This window comes from Cupriavidus sp. FW306-1B-F12B (assembly GCF_058781795.1).
This window is the reverse complement of sequence record NZ_JBYSXC010000003.1, coordinates 93,146-110,169: the sequence shown is the minus strand read 5'-3', so window position 1 is coordinate 110,169 and position 17,024 is coordinate 93,146. Positions and strand designations below refer to the sequence as shown.

At 55.4% G+C, this 17,024-nt stretch carries 14 protein-coding genes and 1 pseudogene; 12 read left to right on the top strand and 3 right to left on the bottom strand.

What is annotated here, in order from left to right:
• Positions 1-92: 92 nt before the first annotated feature.
• Positions 93-650 (bottom strand): DUF6471 domain-containing protein, encoded by a 558-nt coding sequence (locus tag AC3WLE_RS06815; protein ID WP_492355909.1) that lies wholly within the window; start codon positions 648-650, stop codon positions 93-95.
• A gap of 206 nt (positions 651-856) precedes the next feature.
• On the opposite strand from AC3WLE_RS06815, the gene AC3WLE_RS06810 reads away from it, so the two are divergent.
• The 7 genes and pseudogenes from AC3WLE_RS06810 to AC3WLE_RS06780 form a co-directional block, all read left to right on the top strand.
• Positions 857-1,495, top strand: a complete 639-nt coding sequence (locus AC3WLE_RS06810; protein ID WP_492355910.1) for an HAD domain-containing protein — start codon at positions 857-859, stop codon at positions 1,493-1,495.
• A gap of 725 nt (positions 1,496-2,220) precedes the next feature.
• Positions 2,221-3,135, top strand: a complete 915-nt coding sequence (locus AC3WLE_RS06805; RefSeq protein WP_492355911.1) for a TnsA endonuclease N-terminal domain-containing protein — start codon at positions 2,221-2,223, stop codon at positions 3,133-3,135.
• Positions 3,132-5,270: a TnsB C-terminal domain-containing protein gene (locus AC3WLE_RS06800; RefSeq protein WP_492355912.1), complete on the top strand. Its 2,139-nt coding sequence runs from the start codon at positions 3,132-3,134 to the stop codon at positions 5,268-5,270. Before AC3WLE_RS06805 ends, AC3WLE_RS06800 begins: the two co-directional genes overlap by 4 nt.
• A 19-nt stretch (positions 5,271-5,289) precedes the next feature.
• Positions 5,290-6,825, top strand: a complete 1,536-nt coding sequence (locus AC3WLE_RS06795) for an AAA family ATPase (RefSeq protein ID WP_492355913.1) — start codon at positions 5,290-5,292, stop codon at positions 6,823-6,825.
• Between the two features lie 2 nt (positions 6,826-6,827).
• The gene (locus AC3WLE_RS06790; protein WP_492355962.1) at positions 6,828-8,534 is read left to right on the top strand and encodes a TnsD family Tn7-like transposition protein; all 1,707 of its coding nucleotides are present in this window, start codon (positions 6,828-6,830) and stop codon (positions 8,532-8,534) included.
• 634 nt (positions 8,535-9,168) lie between these two features.
• Complete coding sequence (locus tag AC3WLE_RS06785; protein ID WP_492350840.1) at positions 9,169-9,588, top strand: amidohydrolase family protein; 420 nt, start codon at positions 9,169-9,171, stop codon at positions 9,586-9,588.
• A 16-nt stretch (positions 9,589-9,604) separates the two neighbouring features.
• A pseudogene (locus tag AC3WLE_RS06780) lies at positions 9,605-9,789 on the top strand (transposase); the annotation flags it as partial.
• 19 nt (positions 9,790-9,808) lie between these two features.
• On the opposite strand, the gene AC3WLE_RS06775 reads toward AC3WLE_RS06780, so the two are convergent.
• Complete coding sequence (locus AC3WLE_RS06775; RefSeq protein ID WP_492355914.1) at positions 9,809-10,969, bottom strand: porin; 1,161 nt, start codon at positions 10,967-10,969, stop codon at positions 9,809-9,811.
• A 537-nt stretch (positions 10,970-11,506) separates the two neighbouring features.
• On the opposite strand from AC3WLE_RS06775, the gene AC3WLE_RS06770 reads away from it, so the two are divergent.
• Together AC3WLE_RS06770 and AC3WLE_RS06765 are read left to right on the top strand one after the other, a co-directional pair.
• Positions 11,507-12,547, top strand: a complete 1,041-nt coding sequence (locus AC3WLE_RS06770; RefSeq protein ID WP_492355915.1) for a Rieske 2Fe-2S domain-containing protein — start codon at positions 11,507-11,509, stop codon at positions 12,545-12,547.
• 270 nt (positions 12,548-12,817) lie between these two features.
• Entirely contained in the window at positions 12,818-13,765 is a 948-nt protein-coding gene (locus AC3WLE_RS06765; protein ID WP_492355916.1) for a PDR/VanB family oxidoreductase, read from the top strand.
• A 124-nt stretch (positions 13,766-13,889) separates the two neighbouring features.
• Here the strand turns inward: AC3WLE_RS06765 and AC3WLE_RS06760 are convergent, their stop codons facing one another.
• Positions 13,890-14,588, bottom strand: a complete 699-nt coding sequence (locus tag AC3WLE_RS06760) for a TetR/AcrR family transcriptional regulator (RefSeq protein ID WP_492355917.1) — start codon at positions 14,586-14,588, stop codon at positions 13,890-13,892.
• Between the two features lie 202 nt (positions 14,589-14,790).
• Between AC3WLE_RS06760 and AC3WLE_RS06755 the strand changes: the two genes are divergently transcribed.
• From AC3WLE_RS06755 to AC3WLE_RS06745, 3 genes are read left to right on the top strand one after another with little or no spacing between them, the layout of a single operon-like run.
• Positions 14,791-16,056 carry an alpha/beta fold hydrolase gene (locus AC3WLE_RS06755; RefSeq protein WP_492355918.1) on the top strand — a complete coding sequence of 422 codons (1,266 nt, stop codon included), beginning with the start codon at positions 14,791-14,793 and terminating at the stop codon, positions 16,054-16,056.
• Between the two features lie 33 nt (positions 16,057-16,089).
• Entirely contained in the window at positions 16,090-16,743 is a 654-nt protein-coding gene (locus AC3WLE_RS06750; protein ID WP_492355919.1) for a VOC family protein, read from the top strand.
• A complete protein-coding gene (locus AC3WLE_RS06745) occupies positions 16,740-17,012 on the top strand; it encodes a hypothetical protein (protein WP_492355920.1) in 273 nt (90 codons plus the stop codon). Before AC3WLE_RS06750 ends, AC3WLE_RS06745 begins: the two co-directional genes overlap by 4 nt.
• The last annotated feature ends 12 nt before the right edge of the window (positions 17,013-17,024 follow it).

Genomic DNA, 17,024 nt, shown 5'->3' with positions numbered 1-17,024 from the left:
ACTACATCACGCCTTGCGTCCCCATGTTGACCACATGTGACTGCACTTTGAAGTTGACCTCGTTCTGCTTGGCGTTGCCTGGTAGTTTGTATCTAAGGCCGTAACAGTGCATGACTTCGCTGTTGTCCGTCGGTCGTATCGGTGGACAGCGCGGATGACATGCCGGCAGCTTCAGCAAGGTCACTGTGGTCTACGAATCGGATGAACTCGGGAATTGGTGCAACCAGAGCGGTTTGCAGCATCAGCGTGAACGGAAACTCGCCGCTTGCGACTTGAGCCGTGAGCCGCTCCGGAGTAACTGGTGTGCCAAATGTCTCGAGGCGACGGGACAGTTGCTCGATGCTTAGTCCCTGGGCACTGATTTCGTGGAGAAGAACATGGCTGGCAGCAGCTTCCCACGACTCGTCGGAGTCGACAAATTTGGTCCACTGAGTGGGACATTCCGCGCCCACTGCTCGAAGCAGCGCAAGAAAGTACGCGAGGCTATAGGTCCCGCGCTGGATTCTGCTCCCTGCGCCTCTGAAGGACTCGGGGATGCCTATTGCAGAAATCTTCTCCGCAACTTCATCGAACGAGACGCCTTTACGCGCGAGGATTCCTCGCGCAGTGCGCGCGGCTAGCCGCGACCACGGTGTACTCGTGTGGGCCAATGTGAAACCCCTCTAAGCAGTGGCGTCGATTCCGTGGCAAGCATAGGTATTGCACCCGCGCTTTTGCGCACACCAGCGGATTCATCCTGCGGTGTGTGAGCAAGCGGTCCCGACTTACGTTGGTTTCGTCGATTTATTTTAGACCTAACTTCAGAGCCGTTGGGGCTTTGAGGAGCTGCTGCGGTCTGTTCCCAAGAGGAGTAGTTATGGGAACCAATCCAATACTGTACCTGGCGTACGACGGCGTACTGCATCCGAACTTTGTAACGTTTCGTGGAAACGAGCTGCCGCGGTTGCGAGCAGGAGGGCACGAGCTGTTCGAAAACAATGCTCTCCTGGAAGCGGTCATCGAAGCGTGTCCTCGGACTGAGGTCGTGCTCCATAGTTGGTGGGTACCTCTCTTGGGCTATCGAAGCGCCTTGGCAATGCTGCCTGAGCTGGTGCGAAATCACGTCGTCGGTGCTACATGGCATTCCGGCCGCGGTCTGCGGGCAAGGAGGAGGCCGAGCAGGCCTCGCCGGGCGTGGCTGGATGACGACCTCAAGCGCCGGCACCCGGCTTACCCGGTCTTGCTGGACTGCGACTTGATACAGGTCGCTCCGATGCTAGCCGACTGTGCGTGCGTCGTCGACGAATGGCGTGGTCTGGCCAGTGCTGGGGCTTGCGAAAGGCTGTGTTTGCTGTTGACAGCGTATGAGAGCAAACGACCTTGCAATCAGGTCTACGGGCAGTTTCCTTCAGAGCGCCGCGACGACTCTGGATTGGTCTATGGCGGAATGGGAGTGCTGCGGGGCGGCATGGGCAAGGCCATCCTAAGGACGCGAAGATGCCCTTCCGTTGCGTAACGGAAAATTTGCGTGTTAGAATTTTCTGCTGTTTGCCCGCGAAAAGCCGAGATGCGGTAGGGCCCAGGGAGTGTCCCTGGCAATTAATTTAACACTTTGACGCATTCTACGCTATACGAGATTGTATCGCACCACACTTACGCGACGGCGGTGCTAGAACGACAAAGTTGGAAAGGACGATAGCAAGATAGGGCTACATTGAAAGTTCACGATAGTGAACCACACACCCTGAGCGGCGTAGCGCCGCAATGTGAGAGGGGAGGGTGACTGGAGTTCCAGCTCCAGCCACCCTTGAGCGTGAGCAGAGAGCTACACACCCAGAGTCTTTTAGTGTCCTCTGTTCGCTCCCTCTTTGTCAACTCGTAAAAGTGGAGGGGGCGGCATTTTCTCGCCTCCAAGCAGAGGACGACTGTCAAAATGTATCACTAGGCCATCACATTTAGTCTCGGCGGATTGTTGGTCAGTCCACGCTTGCGACGCCCGTCGGCGCTTCTTCCTGGCGTTCTCCGTCAAGACTAGCCCTTCATCCCAATCCTGCTCTATCTCCTGGGCTGCTCTCGCGTATTCGTCGACGAGTGGGGAGATGTCGTCCGCGTCCAAATTAGCGTAAGCGGCCAAGCTTACAAATTTGCGGGCATCGGAGCGGAATCAAAAATGTTTCATTGGTATCGCGTTGAGCGCGAGGGCACGTCACGTCCTTACGTAGCGATGAAGGAAAGAATTCCATGGAAGCGTCGAGCATACTGGAGAGGGTCGCTCGGGCCCTGGTGACAAGCCGGCTTGCGGAGGCTCCTCCTGTCAAATTGGGTATGTTGCTCACGGTTCGTAGGCGTAGAAAGAAGGCGTCTCGTTTCGAGATGACCCCAGCGAAGTTCGAGAGATTCCTGAAAGAAGGTCGAGGGCGTGGTGCTGGCCCGGCCTATCGGCCTTGGATTCAGGTGAACGACCTGTCGTCCAAGGGGCGCGTGCATCGGACAGCATCCGCTCTCACAGGCTTTCGGACGCACCATCTACTCTCCGACAACGAGTACTACGCGTATTTGCGCGCGTGGTGGGACAAGAGCGTTCTCGACATCCGGGAGCAGTATCCATTGTTGCCGGTAGGACTCACGGAAAGTATCGCGAAGTCGCTAGGGGTTAGGCATCCCTGGAGCAACAAGTATCAGTTTGCAATCCCGCAAACTTCAGACCTGTTCCTTGTGACAAGTAGCGGCATTGAAGTGGTCCCCGTAAAGGAAGACGAAGACTACGAGAAGCCCCGAACGAAGGAGAAACTTGCCATCGGAGAGGAGTTCTGGCGTCAGCGAAATGTTCCGACTCGAATTGCACTCTCATCCGAACTGAAGACCGCGCGCTCCTGGAATCTTGAATGGATTTACGACGCTAGGCTCAAGCCCACCGACTTGCCATTTCGTCAAGGACGGAGCCGTCTGCATGACTGGCTCGTAAGCGTAGTCGTCGGTGGTGAAATTTCTTCAAGGGAGCTTGGATACTGCGCGGATGTCGCCATGGGTCTTCCTCGCGGCACCGGCATCGAGGCGATTCGCCGTCTGCTAGCCGAACGCGTTCTGTCGACGGACATCGACGCCGGTGACATCTCGAAGGACTGCGGCCTACGTGTTGGGAGTGTAGTGCGATGAGCGCCAGTACCCTTCCGCTGCTTGCGCCTCGAATGCTCTTCAGGAATCGTAATGACCCGAAAAAGGAGTTGTATCGAATCGTCTGGACCGGTCGACAGTCTCATTACACTTTCTTCATTTCGCTGAGCGAAGAGCGTTGGCCGGAAAGCTATGAGACGGAGCAGTTAAGAGAGCGCTTCAGCCCGGATTACGAGGGCGAAGATGCGTTGGAGTTCGTTCTTGAGGACCCCTATGCGTCGAAGCTTCGGATTGAGCCGAGTGACGAGGCTTACGAGCGCATGCGATGGATAGCAGACCTCGTTGAGGGCGACGCACTCTTTGACATCCTCGTCCCAAGTAAGCGCGGGCGGGCAATTAAGGCCCAGGTGGAGAAGGTCGGCAAGTCCAGGCCAACCATCTCTTTTCATGTTAAGCGCTTTCTCTCAAGAGGAATGTCGGTTAGTGCCTTGGAGGGCGACAGGGAAAACTGTGGTGCGCCGGGGGTGGAGAGAAATCCAACGAAAAAGACAGGGCGAAGGCGCACGGTGAGAGCGGGCGTAGGAACACCTGTCAATGATTCGAATCGCTCAATACTAGAGGTTGCTGCGTGCTATGCCATCGGGGGCCGACGAACTCATCAACAAGGTCTCGACTATATAAATCAACATCATTGTCGCGATTGGCCTGTTGATACGCGCTTCACAGTTGACCAACTTCGGCATCACATTCGAAAAACGCGTCCATTAACACAAAAGATACGCGATAAGCATGGGGAGCGTCATCTAAATCTTCGGCGTCGTTCATTCGCCGGCACGACGTATGCATATGGCCCGGGCGCAGAGTTTCAGATTGACGCGACAATAGGTGACGTCTACCTGGTATCTGTATTCAATAGAACAAAAATTATCGGCCGCCCCACGATTTACATCGTCTCAGATACGTTCTCCCGTCTAATAGTAGGAGTTTCGATAAGTTTATCACCCCCCTCTATTGAGGGTGCTGCATTGGCAATGGAGAGCGTAATTACGCCGAAAGTTCTCCTTTGCCATGAGTTCGGAATCAATGCAAAGGAGGAATGGTGGCCATCTCACCATTTGCCAAAAAAAATCCTTGCCGACCGTGGTTCGGAGTTTATCAGTATTCGAGCATGGGAGCGGGTTGTGAATCGACTCCGTATTGACGTCAATAACACGGCGGCATTTCGCCAAGATTGGAAGTCAATTGTTGAATCAAGGTTCAACCTCATTAACGCGATATGGGGGGAATCTGTCCCTGGCTATGTGGAGAAGGATTTTCACGAGCGCGGGGGTGAGGACTATAGGTTAGACGCCGCGTTGACACTACACGAGTTTACTGCGTTATTCCTGATAAGCGTAATTGAGTACAACAATCGCCCCCTGCGAACCAAGGAGCAAATCCCGGCGATGGTGGCGGCCGATTTAAGCCCTACCCCTGTGGAACTTTGGAACTTTGGGGTGGCTGAATACAGTGGAATTCTCGAGACGGCAAATCTCGATGAGATGCGCGCATGCGTCTACACAAGAGACCGCGCCAGTGTTTCTCATCGAGGAATCGGGTACGCCAACCGCTTCTACGAAACGCCTAGAGCCGTAAAAGAGGAATGGTTCACCCGCGCTAGAACGAGGAAATTCATGGCTGATATTTCGTACAACCCAATAAATCCACGGAACCTATATGTGTTGTATGACGATGGAAGATTTGAGGCGGCCAGTGTAAAGGAGACGACCGTTCAATTGAGAGATGTCGACGCAAGCTATGTTGAGATAGACGCACTGCGCGTGGATGCTGCAAGAAATCTCGCTAATGCATTTGATAAAACCGAAAATTTCAAACTGGAACTTCGGGATAGGGCCGATGAAATTATTGACGGAGCCAAAGAGAAAACAAAATTGTCATTGGAGCGTCAAGGTGTAAGTAAACCTGACATCAACGAAATTAGGAACGCCAAGGCCGAAGAGAGGGCTCTTCTTGAATTCATAAGAGCCAATGGGGAATTGACTGATTTGATAGACATGTCGGTTAAGTCAAGCGTAGGGAAATCTAGCGATTGCGAAGATGGTGAAATTACCTCGATTTCTCTGGAGTCCATTAGGAAGATGAAGGCCAAGCAGCGAGAGAAGGGGAAGGGAGAATAATTCGATGAAGGGGAACAGTATGAGTAAAGCGACAGAAAAGTACGGTGAGGAAGTTGTCTACTGTGACGCGATTTACACGCCTTCGCCATATCCACAGCATAGGGGGAATCCGCTTATTGAGGCACTCCCTGCCTTCTACAACGGCACGGAACCCATTGAGGGCTTTGCCAACTATCCTCCTGTGGGGGACGCAGAACGCCGAGAGTCTCACAGCTACCGGCTGCTTGCGGTGTCCAGGCTGAGGACGCTCATTGAAGTGATGCCTTGGCATCTTGGGGTGATGAGAGACATCTATAGCACCATCTGGCGCGGGTACGAGTTTCGAAATCCGGTCGCAACGCGCAAAGAAATTGTCCAGCGGCGGTACAAGAAAGCGAAGGAAGACAACGGTATCTTTCCAATCAACGACCCTGAGCCGACTCATTCGTCGAATATTGGGCTTTTCGGCGCATCAGGAGTCGGAAAATCCACAGCTGTAAGCCGATGCCTTGATTTTCTGCCTCAGGTGATTCGGCATCCAGAATATGGAATCACTCAATTGGTTTGGCTAAAGGTGGAGTGTCCCCCAAACGGTAGCTTGAGTGAGCTAATGAAGTGGATATTAGAGGCGGTAGATGAAGTTTTGGATACACAATACGCGAGCCGCATAAAGGAGAGAACTACGCTGCCAGCGAGAATGAGTATCGTGGGGAAGGTTCTGGAGGAGCACTTTACGGGACTGCTGGTAATCGATGAAGTTCAGAATGTTCTGGCGGATGCGAAGAGTCGATACAGAAACATCGATTTCTTTATGACATTTGTGAACAAGATAAATGTTCCGTCTATGCACATTGGGCTTGCCACTGCCTTGGAACTATATCCGGACAATATTCACTCAAGGCGGCGCGCAGTCGATGGCGGCATTCGACTGCTTGAGCCGCAGTTGTCGGAGGAAGAGTGGAGTGACTATATTGACGAACTTGCGCGATACCAGTGGACAAGGCGTCTAGCATCGAGAGATGTGCTTGATAAGGGTTTGAAAGAGTGTTCGCAACGAAACATATGCATAGCGAATCGACTATACGAACTCGCGCAGGCGGTGGCCATCGAGAGCAATTTGGACTCATTAACCTATGAATTTATCCGTAAGGTGGCACGCACGCGCTTTTCCTTAGTGAAGCCATTTGTCGACGCTATTCAAAGAAAGGACGACAAAGCTATTGCTGAGAACAGCGCTGCAGTCGAGAAGCTCAGTAATGATGTTCGTGAGGATGTTAAAAGTGCGATAGACCGCGCAACCGTCCAGGAGCTAGTTGCTAAGAAGTCTGTGCACGAAGTTCTCAGTAAAGCGACAGCGAACCTTATTTCATTGGGAATGCCGCAAGACAACGTGGTTCGTGAGCTGAAGAAACTTGCGGGGCAGAATCCAGGCTGTGATGCGATATTTCTCGTCGCAGAATATCTCGAAAGGAAGAGAGCTGATGATGTACAGAGACGCGGAAACTTGGAGCAACAAGTCGCGGAGGAGCTGAAGCGTGAGCAGGAATCGCTGATGAAAAGGAGGAACAAGAGTTGAATGTGTTTATTCATCAGCCCTATCAGGACGAGCTGCTATACAGCATTTGCATGAGATATTTTTATGACTACGATTCAGTGGGATACAGCTTGCTTGCCAAGGAGTTATTTGGAAGACCTCACCGAGTTGCTCCGTATTTCTCGACAGCAATTGGTGTTTTTGCAGAGAGAACGAAGCTCTCTACGGGGTTAAGCGGGAACGATATTTATCGATTGCATACGATGTATCCATTCATTTGCGCCGCTATGCCAACTGAGAGGAAAATGAAGGTGTTTCAAGCAGTCGTATCGGAACCCTCCGGCACAAAGATTACGGGCCTCGCATCTGAGTTCGTGCCGCCGTCGCTATTTCGTTGGTGTCCGGACTGTGTCGATGCAGACAGAGCGATTCTTCATGAAACATACTGGCACAGAATGCATCAGTTGCCGGGAGTGTGGCAATGTCCTCTGCACGGTCTGGACCTAGTAGATTCGAAGATTGAACGGTACGACATTGAAAATTTCAGTCGTCTTCCAGCGGAGCTCATTATTCCCACAGATACAGGACCATTTAGAGTTGCTTCCCCTACTTCTGGGGCCGAACGCCTTCTTCGAGAGCGTTTGTTCGCCCTGCTAAATGGTGTGCAGCTGAATACGACGCCGGGATATTCCGACTTCAAAGAAACAGCGCTGATGGCCGGGTACGGAAACGCGGGAAGGATTAACTACAAGAGGGTATTCTTAGAATTCTCAGAGTTTTGGGGAGACGTTCTGGACCGGCTAGATGGGCGCAAACACCATCGTGTTCTCGGGGTTGGGTGGGTCCACAGCCATATTTCTGCAAAGACGCCGCCATGGAATCCCGTGGTGCGGGAGCTACTCAGGCTGTTCTTTCTCAGTGTCCACCAGATTGACTCCGAGAGGGTTCATGGACCGGAGGTAGTAAGACGAGCCCAACGCCTCCAATACTTCTGTCCGAATCCATATGCCGAGCACGGGAGCGGTACAGTTGTTGAACGAGTGGAACGCACTAAAGCAGACGACAGCTTGGTCTATCTCAGATGCTCTTGCGGGTTCTGCGCATACGTGCCTCGTGCAATGGCGAATAAAGACATTTCCATGGAGAGCGTAGTTCAGGTTTCGAGATATGGGGATGCATGGATAATACGGGCGAAGGCACTCAAATCGAAGGGACTGAAGATTCCGGAGATTGCTATGCAGATGGGAGTCGGCAAGCCAGCGGTTGCATACTGGCTGCGTCACGACACGTTGGGTCCTAGCCTCTCACACAAAGAGCTCATGAAACTTAGGAAGCAGTGGGAAACATTGCTTTCGAACGTCGCCCCTCGTTCAGCGACCCATGCGCGTAAGCTCGAGCGTCGACTCTTCAAGCTTCTTAGCCGTGAGGACCCTGCCTGGCTCAGAGAGGTGTGCGAAGACCACCGGCGAAAATACGCAGGACGCTACTCCAGAGAGGGCTGCTATGCCATCGACTGGGCGACACGCGATGCTGAATATAATGCTGCGGTCGTAGCAGCGTCGTCCCGACTGCGACTGGTAAAGCCATTGAGAGCTCTTAGCTGGGAGGCACTCAGGCTGGAAGCAGGGATACCGCCTCGCTCGAAACAGTACTATGCGAAGCGTATCCCTGCGACGATGGCGACGGTTGCTCGGCTGACAACACCGAAATCGAAGACGGCCGCCCGTGTTACGAGAAAGTTCACGCACTAATGTGCTCTACGATGCTCTGCCCTGGGCTGCAAGAAGATACAACTGGAAAGCTCTTTAATTTCCGACACTAAGGGTTGGCGGAAAGGACTTTAGCTTTTGGTCTCCCCTTGGCGGGGTCGAAGAATCAGCGAGTTAGCGTCGCTTTGGGAAGCACAATATTCCCCGAGCTCACCATTTGACCTCGGACATTAAAGTCCTTCCAAGACATTAAAGTCCCGTTCTAGACATTAAAGCGCCTTCCTGGACATTAATGTCCTTTTGAAATGTCTTGTCCTGGGGCTCTTCGCTTCCTGCTTTGCCGCTTACCTCCAAGGCATACACGGTCGCGCGCCCGCGCCTCGAAACAACTGCTATGCAAAATCCCCCCTTGTCTTGCGTTTGACCGGTCTGGGTTTGCATAGCCGTAGGCACGGAGAAGCCAGGCCTAGCGCGCGGCTAGCCGTTCACGTGGTTGGCGATGCGGCGCTGGACCAGGTCCTGGCAGCGTGGGAAAGCCTTGACAAGGCGAGCCCGGGTGCTGTCAGAGGCTGGACCATCGAGCATGCATTCGTGGTTCCGCAAGGAGCAGCTTGAGCGTGTGCGCGCTCTGGGCGCTAGGCTGTCCGTGTAGGCCCACCTGTACGTTGCGGCACCGGTGCTATCGAAGTACTGGGGGCACGACCGAGCGGAACACGTGACCCCCGTGAAGACCTTCATGGATGCCGGCTTCCAGCTCGTCGGCGGCACCGACTCCGTTAACATGTCGGTCAATCCGTTTTGGGGGATGTATCACTTCATTACCCGCGACACGATCGCCGACGGCGTCTATGGTCCGGACGAGCGCGTGCGACGCGCCGACGTGCTGTGCATGTTCACCATCAACTATGTCGACCTGAACGGCGAGGCCGATACCAAGGGCTCGATCGAAAAGGGCAAGCTGGCCGACTTCGTGGTGTTGTCGGGAGACTATCGGGCGGTGCCTGAAGTCGACATCCAGAATCTCCACGCCATTGCCACCCATGTCGGAGGTCGCCAGGTGTACCGCGACGCGGCGACTTCGGTTCCGGCCTTCTGAGTCAAAGCCGGGCCAGTTCGCCTGGCGGCTCAAGCCCTACCTGCCAGGCATCCTGGCCCAAGCCGCTGACACTTGGGCACCAATCTGGTCGAAGGCGTCAACCACCGGATCAAGGTGATCAAGCACATGGCCTACGGCGTCCGCGATGACCACTACTTCTTCCTCAAGATCCGCGCTGCTTTCCCCGGAATTCGGCGATGAATCTTAAAAAGGGGACCTATTAGAACTTGTGGCGAATGCCCAAGGCAACGCCGATCATGGAGCTTTGGCCATTTCCCGGCACATAGCTGTTGCCAAGCGAGAGGCTATTGGCAAAAGTCGTCGCCAACGAATCCATCATCAGGCCGGCGTTCTTTGCGTAGGCGGTGGTCAGATAGACATCAGTACGCTTGGAGAACGAGTACGTCGAGATGACGGCGATCTGCCAAGGGTTCGCTACGTGAGTGTTGCCAAACAGGCTCCGTAGGTTGTCATAGTCAAACTCGAGCGTCAGGCCAATGGAAGGCGTCGCTTGGTAGCTTGCACCGATCCAGTAGAAGTCGTCACGCTGAATGACGGTGTCCGCATTGTTCTTGGTTAGTCCCCAGCGATAGCCGCCCATTACCTTGGCGGTACCGTACTTGTAGCTTGCTGCGATCAGGGCCTTCTTGGCGGTACCGCTTCCAGCGCCAATGGTCGGATTCCACTGGTCATAACCGATGGTCGCGCCGAACGGCCCAGCGCTGTAAGCAAGCGCAGCACCGTACGCGGAATCACGCCGGAACTGACCTGGAACTTCGCCATTGCCACCGATCGGCTGTGCCGCGCCTACGGCTGCTGGCAGCGCCAGTCCAGCCCCGAAGGACCAGTGGGCGAGTGCCGTCACCGGACCGAACGTTCCTGTGTACTTCACGGTATTGTCTTCGCGGTAGTTGGCGCCGGCCAGGAGTGCGGTCGGTTCGTACTGCGTGGCGTAAAGCGCTGGTGCGAAGTTGCCAAGGGCCTCGAACATCGAGGTGTATTGGCGACCGAAGGTGATCTGACCGTAGGTTTGACTTTGCAGACCGACAAATGCCTGCCTGCCGAAGAGTCGGGCGCCTTGCTGCGACATGCCGGTGTCGAGGCTAAAGCCGCTCTCGAGCGCGAACAACGCCTTGAGGCCCTGTCCAAGATCCTCGGTGCCTCGCAGGCCCCAGCGCGATCCGGACAGGCCCCCGGAATCCATGCGGAAGACCTTCTTGCCCGGGCCCGGATTGAATCCGTTGCTTGCAGTGGGTACTGCAGCAACATGATTGACATACTCGACGTTGATGTCGGCCACACCATACAACGTCACGGACGTTTGTGCGAAGGCCACGAGGGGGCAGCCTAGGATTGCGAGGGCAGTTGTCTTTAGGGTCATTCCTTGTCTCTCTCCTTCTCGTTTTTTGCGCCGGTCGTTCGGCGCATTCACATTCCTAAGCGGACTAACATTCGCTTCGGGCTTTCTGTGTTCGCTTCAACAGGGGCGGCCGGCAAATTCCCTCGTGTTCCGCTCGATGATAGATCCGAGAGTCATAAGCGTCAAAAATTTTACTTAAGCGTAAACCCTCGTGATTCTGACCGGTCAGCTCAGATGCGCCCTCTGTCGCCGCAATCTGCACGGCGGCCGGGTTGCCGCTGCGCCACTACATTCGCTTGATGGCGCGCCACCAGGTCGAGAGATATGAGATGCGTCACTGTCTGCTTGACTTCACAATGCCTAATTTGTGATCGCGAGACGGCGACGGCTACGGGTAAACCATTGCGTATTGACGATATGGTAGATTTTATTGACACATACGTTGAAATGACTATGATGTGGGGGTACGGACACCCATTGCCGGGCAAACCTAGGTGCTCTTCGGGCGTCACGTGATTCTGATTTCCAGAAAGTTTTTGACTCTCCAAGGATTTCGAAATGCCATATTTGCAAAATGCCTGGTACATGGCTGGCTGGGTTAATGAGCTTACAGACGGGTCCTTCTTGCACCGTACCATCGCGAATCAACCAATTCTTATCTATCGTCTCCGGAGCGGAGAGCCGGCAGCGATTAGCGATCGTTGTCCACACCGTTTCGTGCCACTGCACTTGGGCAAGCAAGTTGGGGACATTATCCAGTGCGGCTACCATGGCCTCTGCTTCGACAAGACTGGAACATGTGTCAAGAATCCTGTGGATGGTGCACCTATCCCAAAGGCGGCCAAGGTGAAGTCCTACGCTGTGGTTGAGCGATTTGGGGGGTTTTGGATATGGCTTGGTGATTCTGCGTCCGCCGATGAAAGCGCTCTGCCGGATTACGATTTTCTGGTTGACCCGAAGCGTTCTGCGGTACATGGTTATATGCTGACCAAGGCGAACTATGAGCTTGCCATCGACAACTTGACTGATTTGACCCATATTCAATTTGTCCACAGCCAATATCAGAGCTCCGAGGCCTTTCCCAGAGTAAAGAACGAGGTCAAACAGGTCGGTAATACCGTCTACACGTATTTGACCTTCCCGGGCGGAAAAGCGCCGATGTTCTATACCAATGCTCTGGCCGATCCGGACGAGCCAATTGATCTGGTTTACGAGGTACGCTGGGATGCGCCATCCAATGCGAAACTGACGGTCAGGGGCTACCCGGTCGGCGATCGAAACAAGGCACTGTTCGAAATTCAGAGTGCGCATATTGTGACGGCCGAAACGGATTTGACTTGCCATTATTTTTTCTGTAATAGCCGAGATTATGCGGTTGGAGATAAAGCCGCAGATGAAAAGGTCAGGGAGTGGCAGCGTATCGGCTTTGTTCAGGAAGACAAGCCGATGCTTGAAGCGCAGCAGCGCTCAATCGGTAGTGAGGACATCATGAATTTGCGTCCAGTGCTGCTCGGTACTGATGCGGGCGCGGTGCGCGTTCGTCGGACGCTGAAGGCAATGCTCGAGGCTGAAGTCGCCACCGGGACGGCGTGTGTTTAGTAGCTAAGTGATATGGCGGCGCATGGTCTTTCCGGATCCGGGGGCAGATTTCGCGGAGTTTCCATGGTGGCCGTCATTGTAGAAATTTCCGGAGGGACAGCGGCCATATATACCCAAGACTTCAGTGCGGCAGGCGGCCGGGGTACCGCTGTCCTCGCTCAGATGCCGCGTTGCATTGAATCCGAATTGATCCCATAGTCGCGAGGGAGTGTAGAAACTCGGTGGCTACCAGCTTTTCGTGACGCTATATTCCCATGCGAGGTATTTACCATGAAAGTACGAGTTGTAAGTAAGTGCCTGGAAGCACTGGACATATTCCGATACGAGCTGGCCAGCCTCGATGGGCATCCGTTGCCTGCATTTTCCGCAGGGTCTCACATCGATGTCCACATGAATTCTGGATTGGTGCGTCAGTATTCGCTTTGTAATAATCCGAGCGAAGATCGCTACGTTATTGGGGTGCTGCGCGATCCGAATTCACGCGGTGGCTCCGTGGAGATGCATCAGGCGGTAAATGAGGGCGATATACTGACTATTTCGGAGCCGCGAAATCATTTCCCCCTAGACCCGAATGCCAAACGCAGCATTCTGATCGCCGGAGGAATCGGGGTAACTCCTATCCTCTGCATGGCAGAGCGGCTCTCAAATGTGGGGGCAGACTTCGAGATGCATTACTGTGCGAAGTCGAGCGAGAGAATGGCATTTCGTGAGCATATAGCGCGGCAACCTTACGCCTCCAAGGTGATTTTTCACATCGACGATGGCGATCTTGAGCAGAAGTTTGATGCTGACGCTGTTCTCAGTCAACCGGCATCAGGGACTCACCTATATGTTTGCGGGCCCAAAGGTTTCATGGATTGGGTCGTGCAGACTGCGGAACAGGTGGGCTGGGCGGAAACGGCTATCCATCGTGAATATTTTGCGGGGGGCGCTATTAATAGGTCGTCTGATGGGAGCTTCCAGATAAAGATTGCAAGTTCCGGAGAGATTATTACCGTCGGGCGTGATGAATCGGCGGTGCAAGCATTAGAGCGCCACGGTGTGGTAGTGCCCGTTTCCTGTGAACAGGGTGTGTGTGGTACCTGCATCACACGAATTCTGAGCGGGGAACCCGATCATCGGGATGTGTTTATGACGGACCCAGAGCACGCATTAAACGACCAGTTCACCCCCTGCTGCTCCCGTGCCAAAAGCCCCCTGCTTGTACTCGACATTTAACGGGCCGAGTTAGCACTTCCCAGGCTGACGCGAGTTGCCGACAAGTCTGATTTGGCACACCCCGGCTGCGGGGTGGCTGCCGCCAAATCAGCTTCCGACCAAGGCAAATCGACTGTGTATCGGCCTACTGCGGTGTGTCCGGCGCAACCACCGCCCGCTCGAGCAAGATCAAGTCATCGCGAACGCGCTGCAGGATTGCGCCAGGGTTGGCATCTGCCAGTTGCCGGTTTTCTGGAAGTTCTACGGAGTGCAGTGCCATGTTGGCAATGAACTCCGCAACATCTTCGAGTTGCATGGGTCCCGTAGGTTTGAACCACCATGCGGTCCAGTTGCACATACCGATAATGGCAAAGGCGGCGACCTGGGAGTCGACTAACCGGAATCTCCCCCGGGCGATACCGTTCTCGATGGCTTGTCGGAATTGATCCAGTACCGCACGTCTGGATTGCTCTGCCATTTTGCGCTGCTTGGGTGGCAGGTTGCCTTCATTACGCTCCACAACACGAAACTGGAGCGGATGCGAGAGGATCAACGTCGCGTGGCGATGCACAAGGTGACGAAGTATGCCGGATGGAGTCCGCTTCTCCTCTGGAACCGGTTCAGTGGCAAGTTCTGCAGCGCTTCGCGTTACCGAGGCTGTCAGCACTTCAAGGATCGCTTCTTTACTCTTGAAGTAGTAGTACAGGGCGGGGCGACTCAATCCGACCGCATCGGCTATGTCGTTGAAGCCGGTGCCATCGAAGCCGCGATCGATAAAAAGGCGCGTCGCAACTTCGAGAATGGAGTCTCGCGCGGCTTCGCTCTTGGTTTGGGTTCTTGCCATGGCGGAATTTCCAACGGGGATGTCAATAAACTTAACACGATAAACAAAACGCCGACCCCAAGCTAGTGCGGGCTGGCATTGAAGTCGTGTATGACTCGCTTTTTGGCGCTGGATTGTGCCTTTTTGGGCTCGTTTACAGTTTCGACGAAAAATTTACGCATACGTTTGTTTTTTGACTATACTGAAAAAAAGGAGTGAGGCGATGAATCTTAAAAGTGCTTTGAAACCAGGACCAACTGCAGGCTTCTTGAATACAGATTGGAATCCGCGTGACGTTCCCGCCGGCACCGTAACGCGCAACGTTGTGCTACGCACGGAAGACGGCGCCGCTACGGGTGGTTCGCTGTATGCGAACGGCAGGCCGGATACGGTGGTCTGCATCATGCATCCGCGCGAGTTCATGGCCTGCCATTACCTGATTCCCGATATTGTCGAAGCGGGTTACGCGGCGTGGTCGCAGTCGCCGCGCTCGGTCGGCAACGACCAGCGCCTCGAGCATGAATTTGCGCTCTACGATGTGGCGGCCGGCGTACGCTTCCTGCGAGAAGCGGGTTTCCGCCGCATCGTGCTGCTTGGCAATTCGGGGGGCAGCGGCTTGTATGCGCTCTACGTCCAACAGTCGAACTTTGCCCCCGAGGCCAGGATCGCTCGCACGCCCGGAGGGCGCGCGACGAACCTTGTGTCGGCGTCGCTGCCGGCAGTGGACGGCGTTGTATTCGTGGCACCGCACCCGGGTCAGGGTGTGCTGCTGCAGGGCTGTATCGATCCGTCCGTGACCGACGAGCGCGACCCGCTTTCCGTCGACACGGCGCTGGATGCATTTTCCGTATCCAATGGTTTCGCGCCAGCGCCCCAGTCGTCTTCATACAGCGCTGAGTTTGTAGCGCGATACCGCACCGCCCAGACCGCACGGGTGCAGCGCATCGACGACCTGGCCAAGGCCATGGTTGCCGAGCGCATGGATGCGCGCGCGGAAGTCAAGCGTAATCCCGGTACGGTCAGCGACGCCGTGCGCCGCCGCGCAGCCCACACGCAGCTCTTCCCCGTCTGGCGCACCGATGCCGACCTGCGTTGCTTCGACCTGTCGCTCGACCCGTCTGACCGCAAGTACGGGTCGCTCTGGGGTGCAGACCCGTTCGCGTCCAACTACGGCTCGGTCGGCTTCGCACGTGTCTGCTCGCCGGAGAGCTGGTTGTCGACGTGGTCAGGGCTGTCGTCGAACGCGGCGCTGTCCCGGACCGCGCCGGCCATTCACCAGCCCACCCTGCTGATCGAATACACGGCCGACCAGGCGTGCTTTCCGAGTGTCATCGCGGACATCTTTCACAGCATTGGCAGCACTGACAAGCACCACCACCGGGTGCGCGGCGACCACCACGGTCGCGCGTTGGCCAACGGCGAAGAGGCAGGCCGCTATGTGGCCGGTCGCCTGCTGCAGGCCTGGCTGAGCGAAAGCTTTCCGCAATAACGTCCCAATCAAGTTTCAACCGGAGACAAAACGATGCATGCAAGAACTTCCGCGCCTGATACCGCGCGGCTGCGCCTCCACGGTGTCGACCATACCGCCCGCCCCACCTGGCGACTGAAAGAAACCGTCACGTTCTATCGTGACATTCTGGGTCTACCGCTGATCCACACCATCTCGGCACGCGGCTGGGGCCCGGCAACGCACCCTGACTTCCTGCATTTCTTCTTCGATAGCGGCAAGGGCAGCACCATCGCGTTCTTCTACTACCTTGGCAGTACGGCGCCCAATGAGCTCGCGGGCCGCGATACCCGGCCGCCGTTCCCTGACGATCACATCTTCGACGCCACCCACACGGCGTGGCAGGTGGATACGCAGGAAGAACTGCTGGCGTGGAAGACGCGGCTGGAAGCGCGCGGCGTGGTGGTCTCCGCTGAGACCGCGCACGAGGTCATCGAGTCTATCTATTTCCGGGACCCGAATGGCTACTTCATCGAGATCACCCGCAAGCTTCGGCCCCTTGGAGCGCTGGACGCGCGTGACGCCGATGCCACGCTGAGCGCTGCGATCGAACTGGAGGACGTGGCCCGGGCCACGCGGGCGCGGGTGACCTCGATCGACGATATCTGGGTGCGCAAGGCCGAGATCCTGAGCCGCCGGCTGGCCCTGCAGCAGGAGTGTCAAGCATGAACCAGTCGACCCTGCGCATTTTTGTGCTGAACGTTCCGGAGTTTGCATCGCTCACGCAAGCCGCACGCGGCTTGCCGGCCTGCGACGTCACCGACCTTGGCGACTACACGGTGATCGCTTCGAACCAGCCGCTGGAGTTCGGACGTCGCGCGCTGGGGCTCAAGCCCGCTGTCTGGTATGGCCTCTTTACGGGCGGACTGGACGGCAGGATCGAAGTGTTCGACCGCGATACCGTGCGTATCGTACCCCGTGGCCATCAGGCAGCCTGACGGCCGGAAATC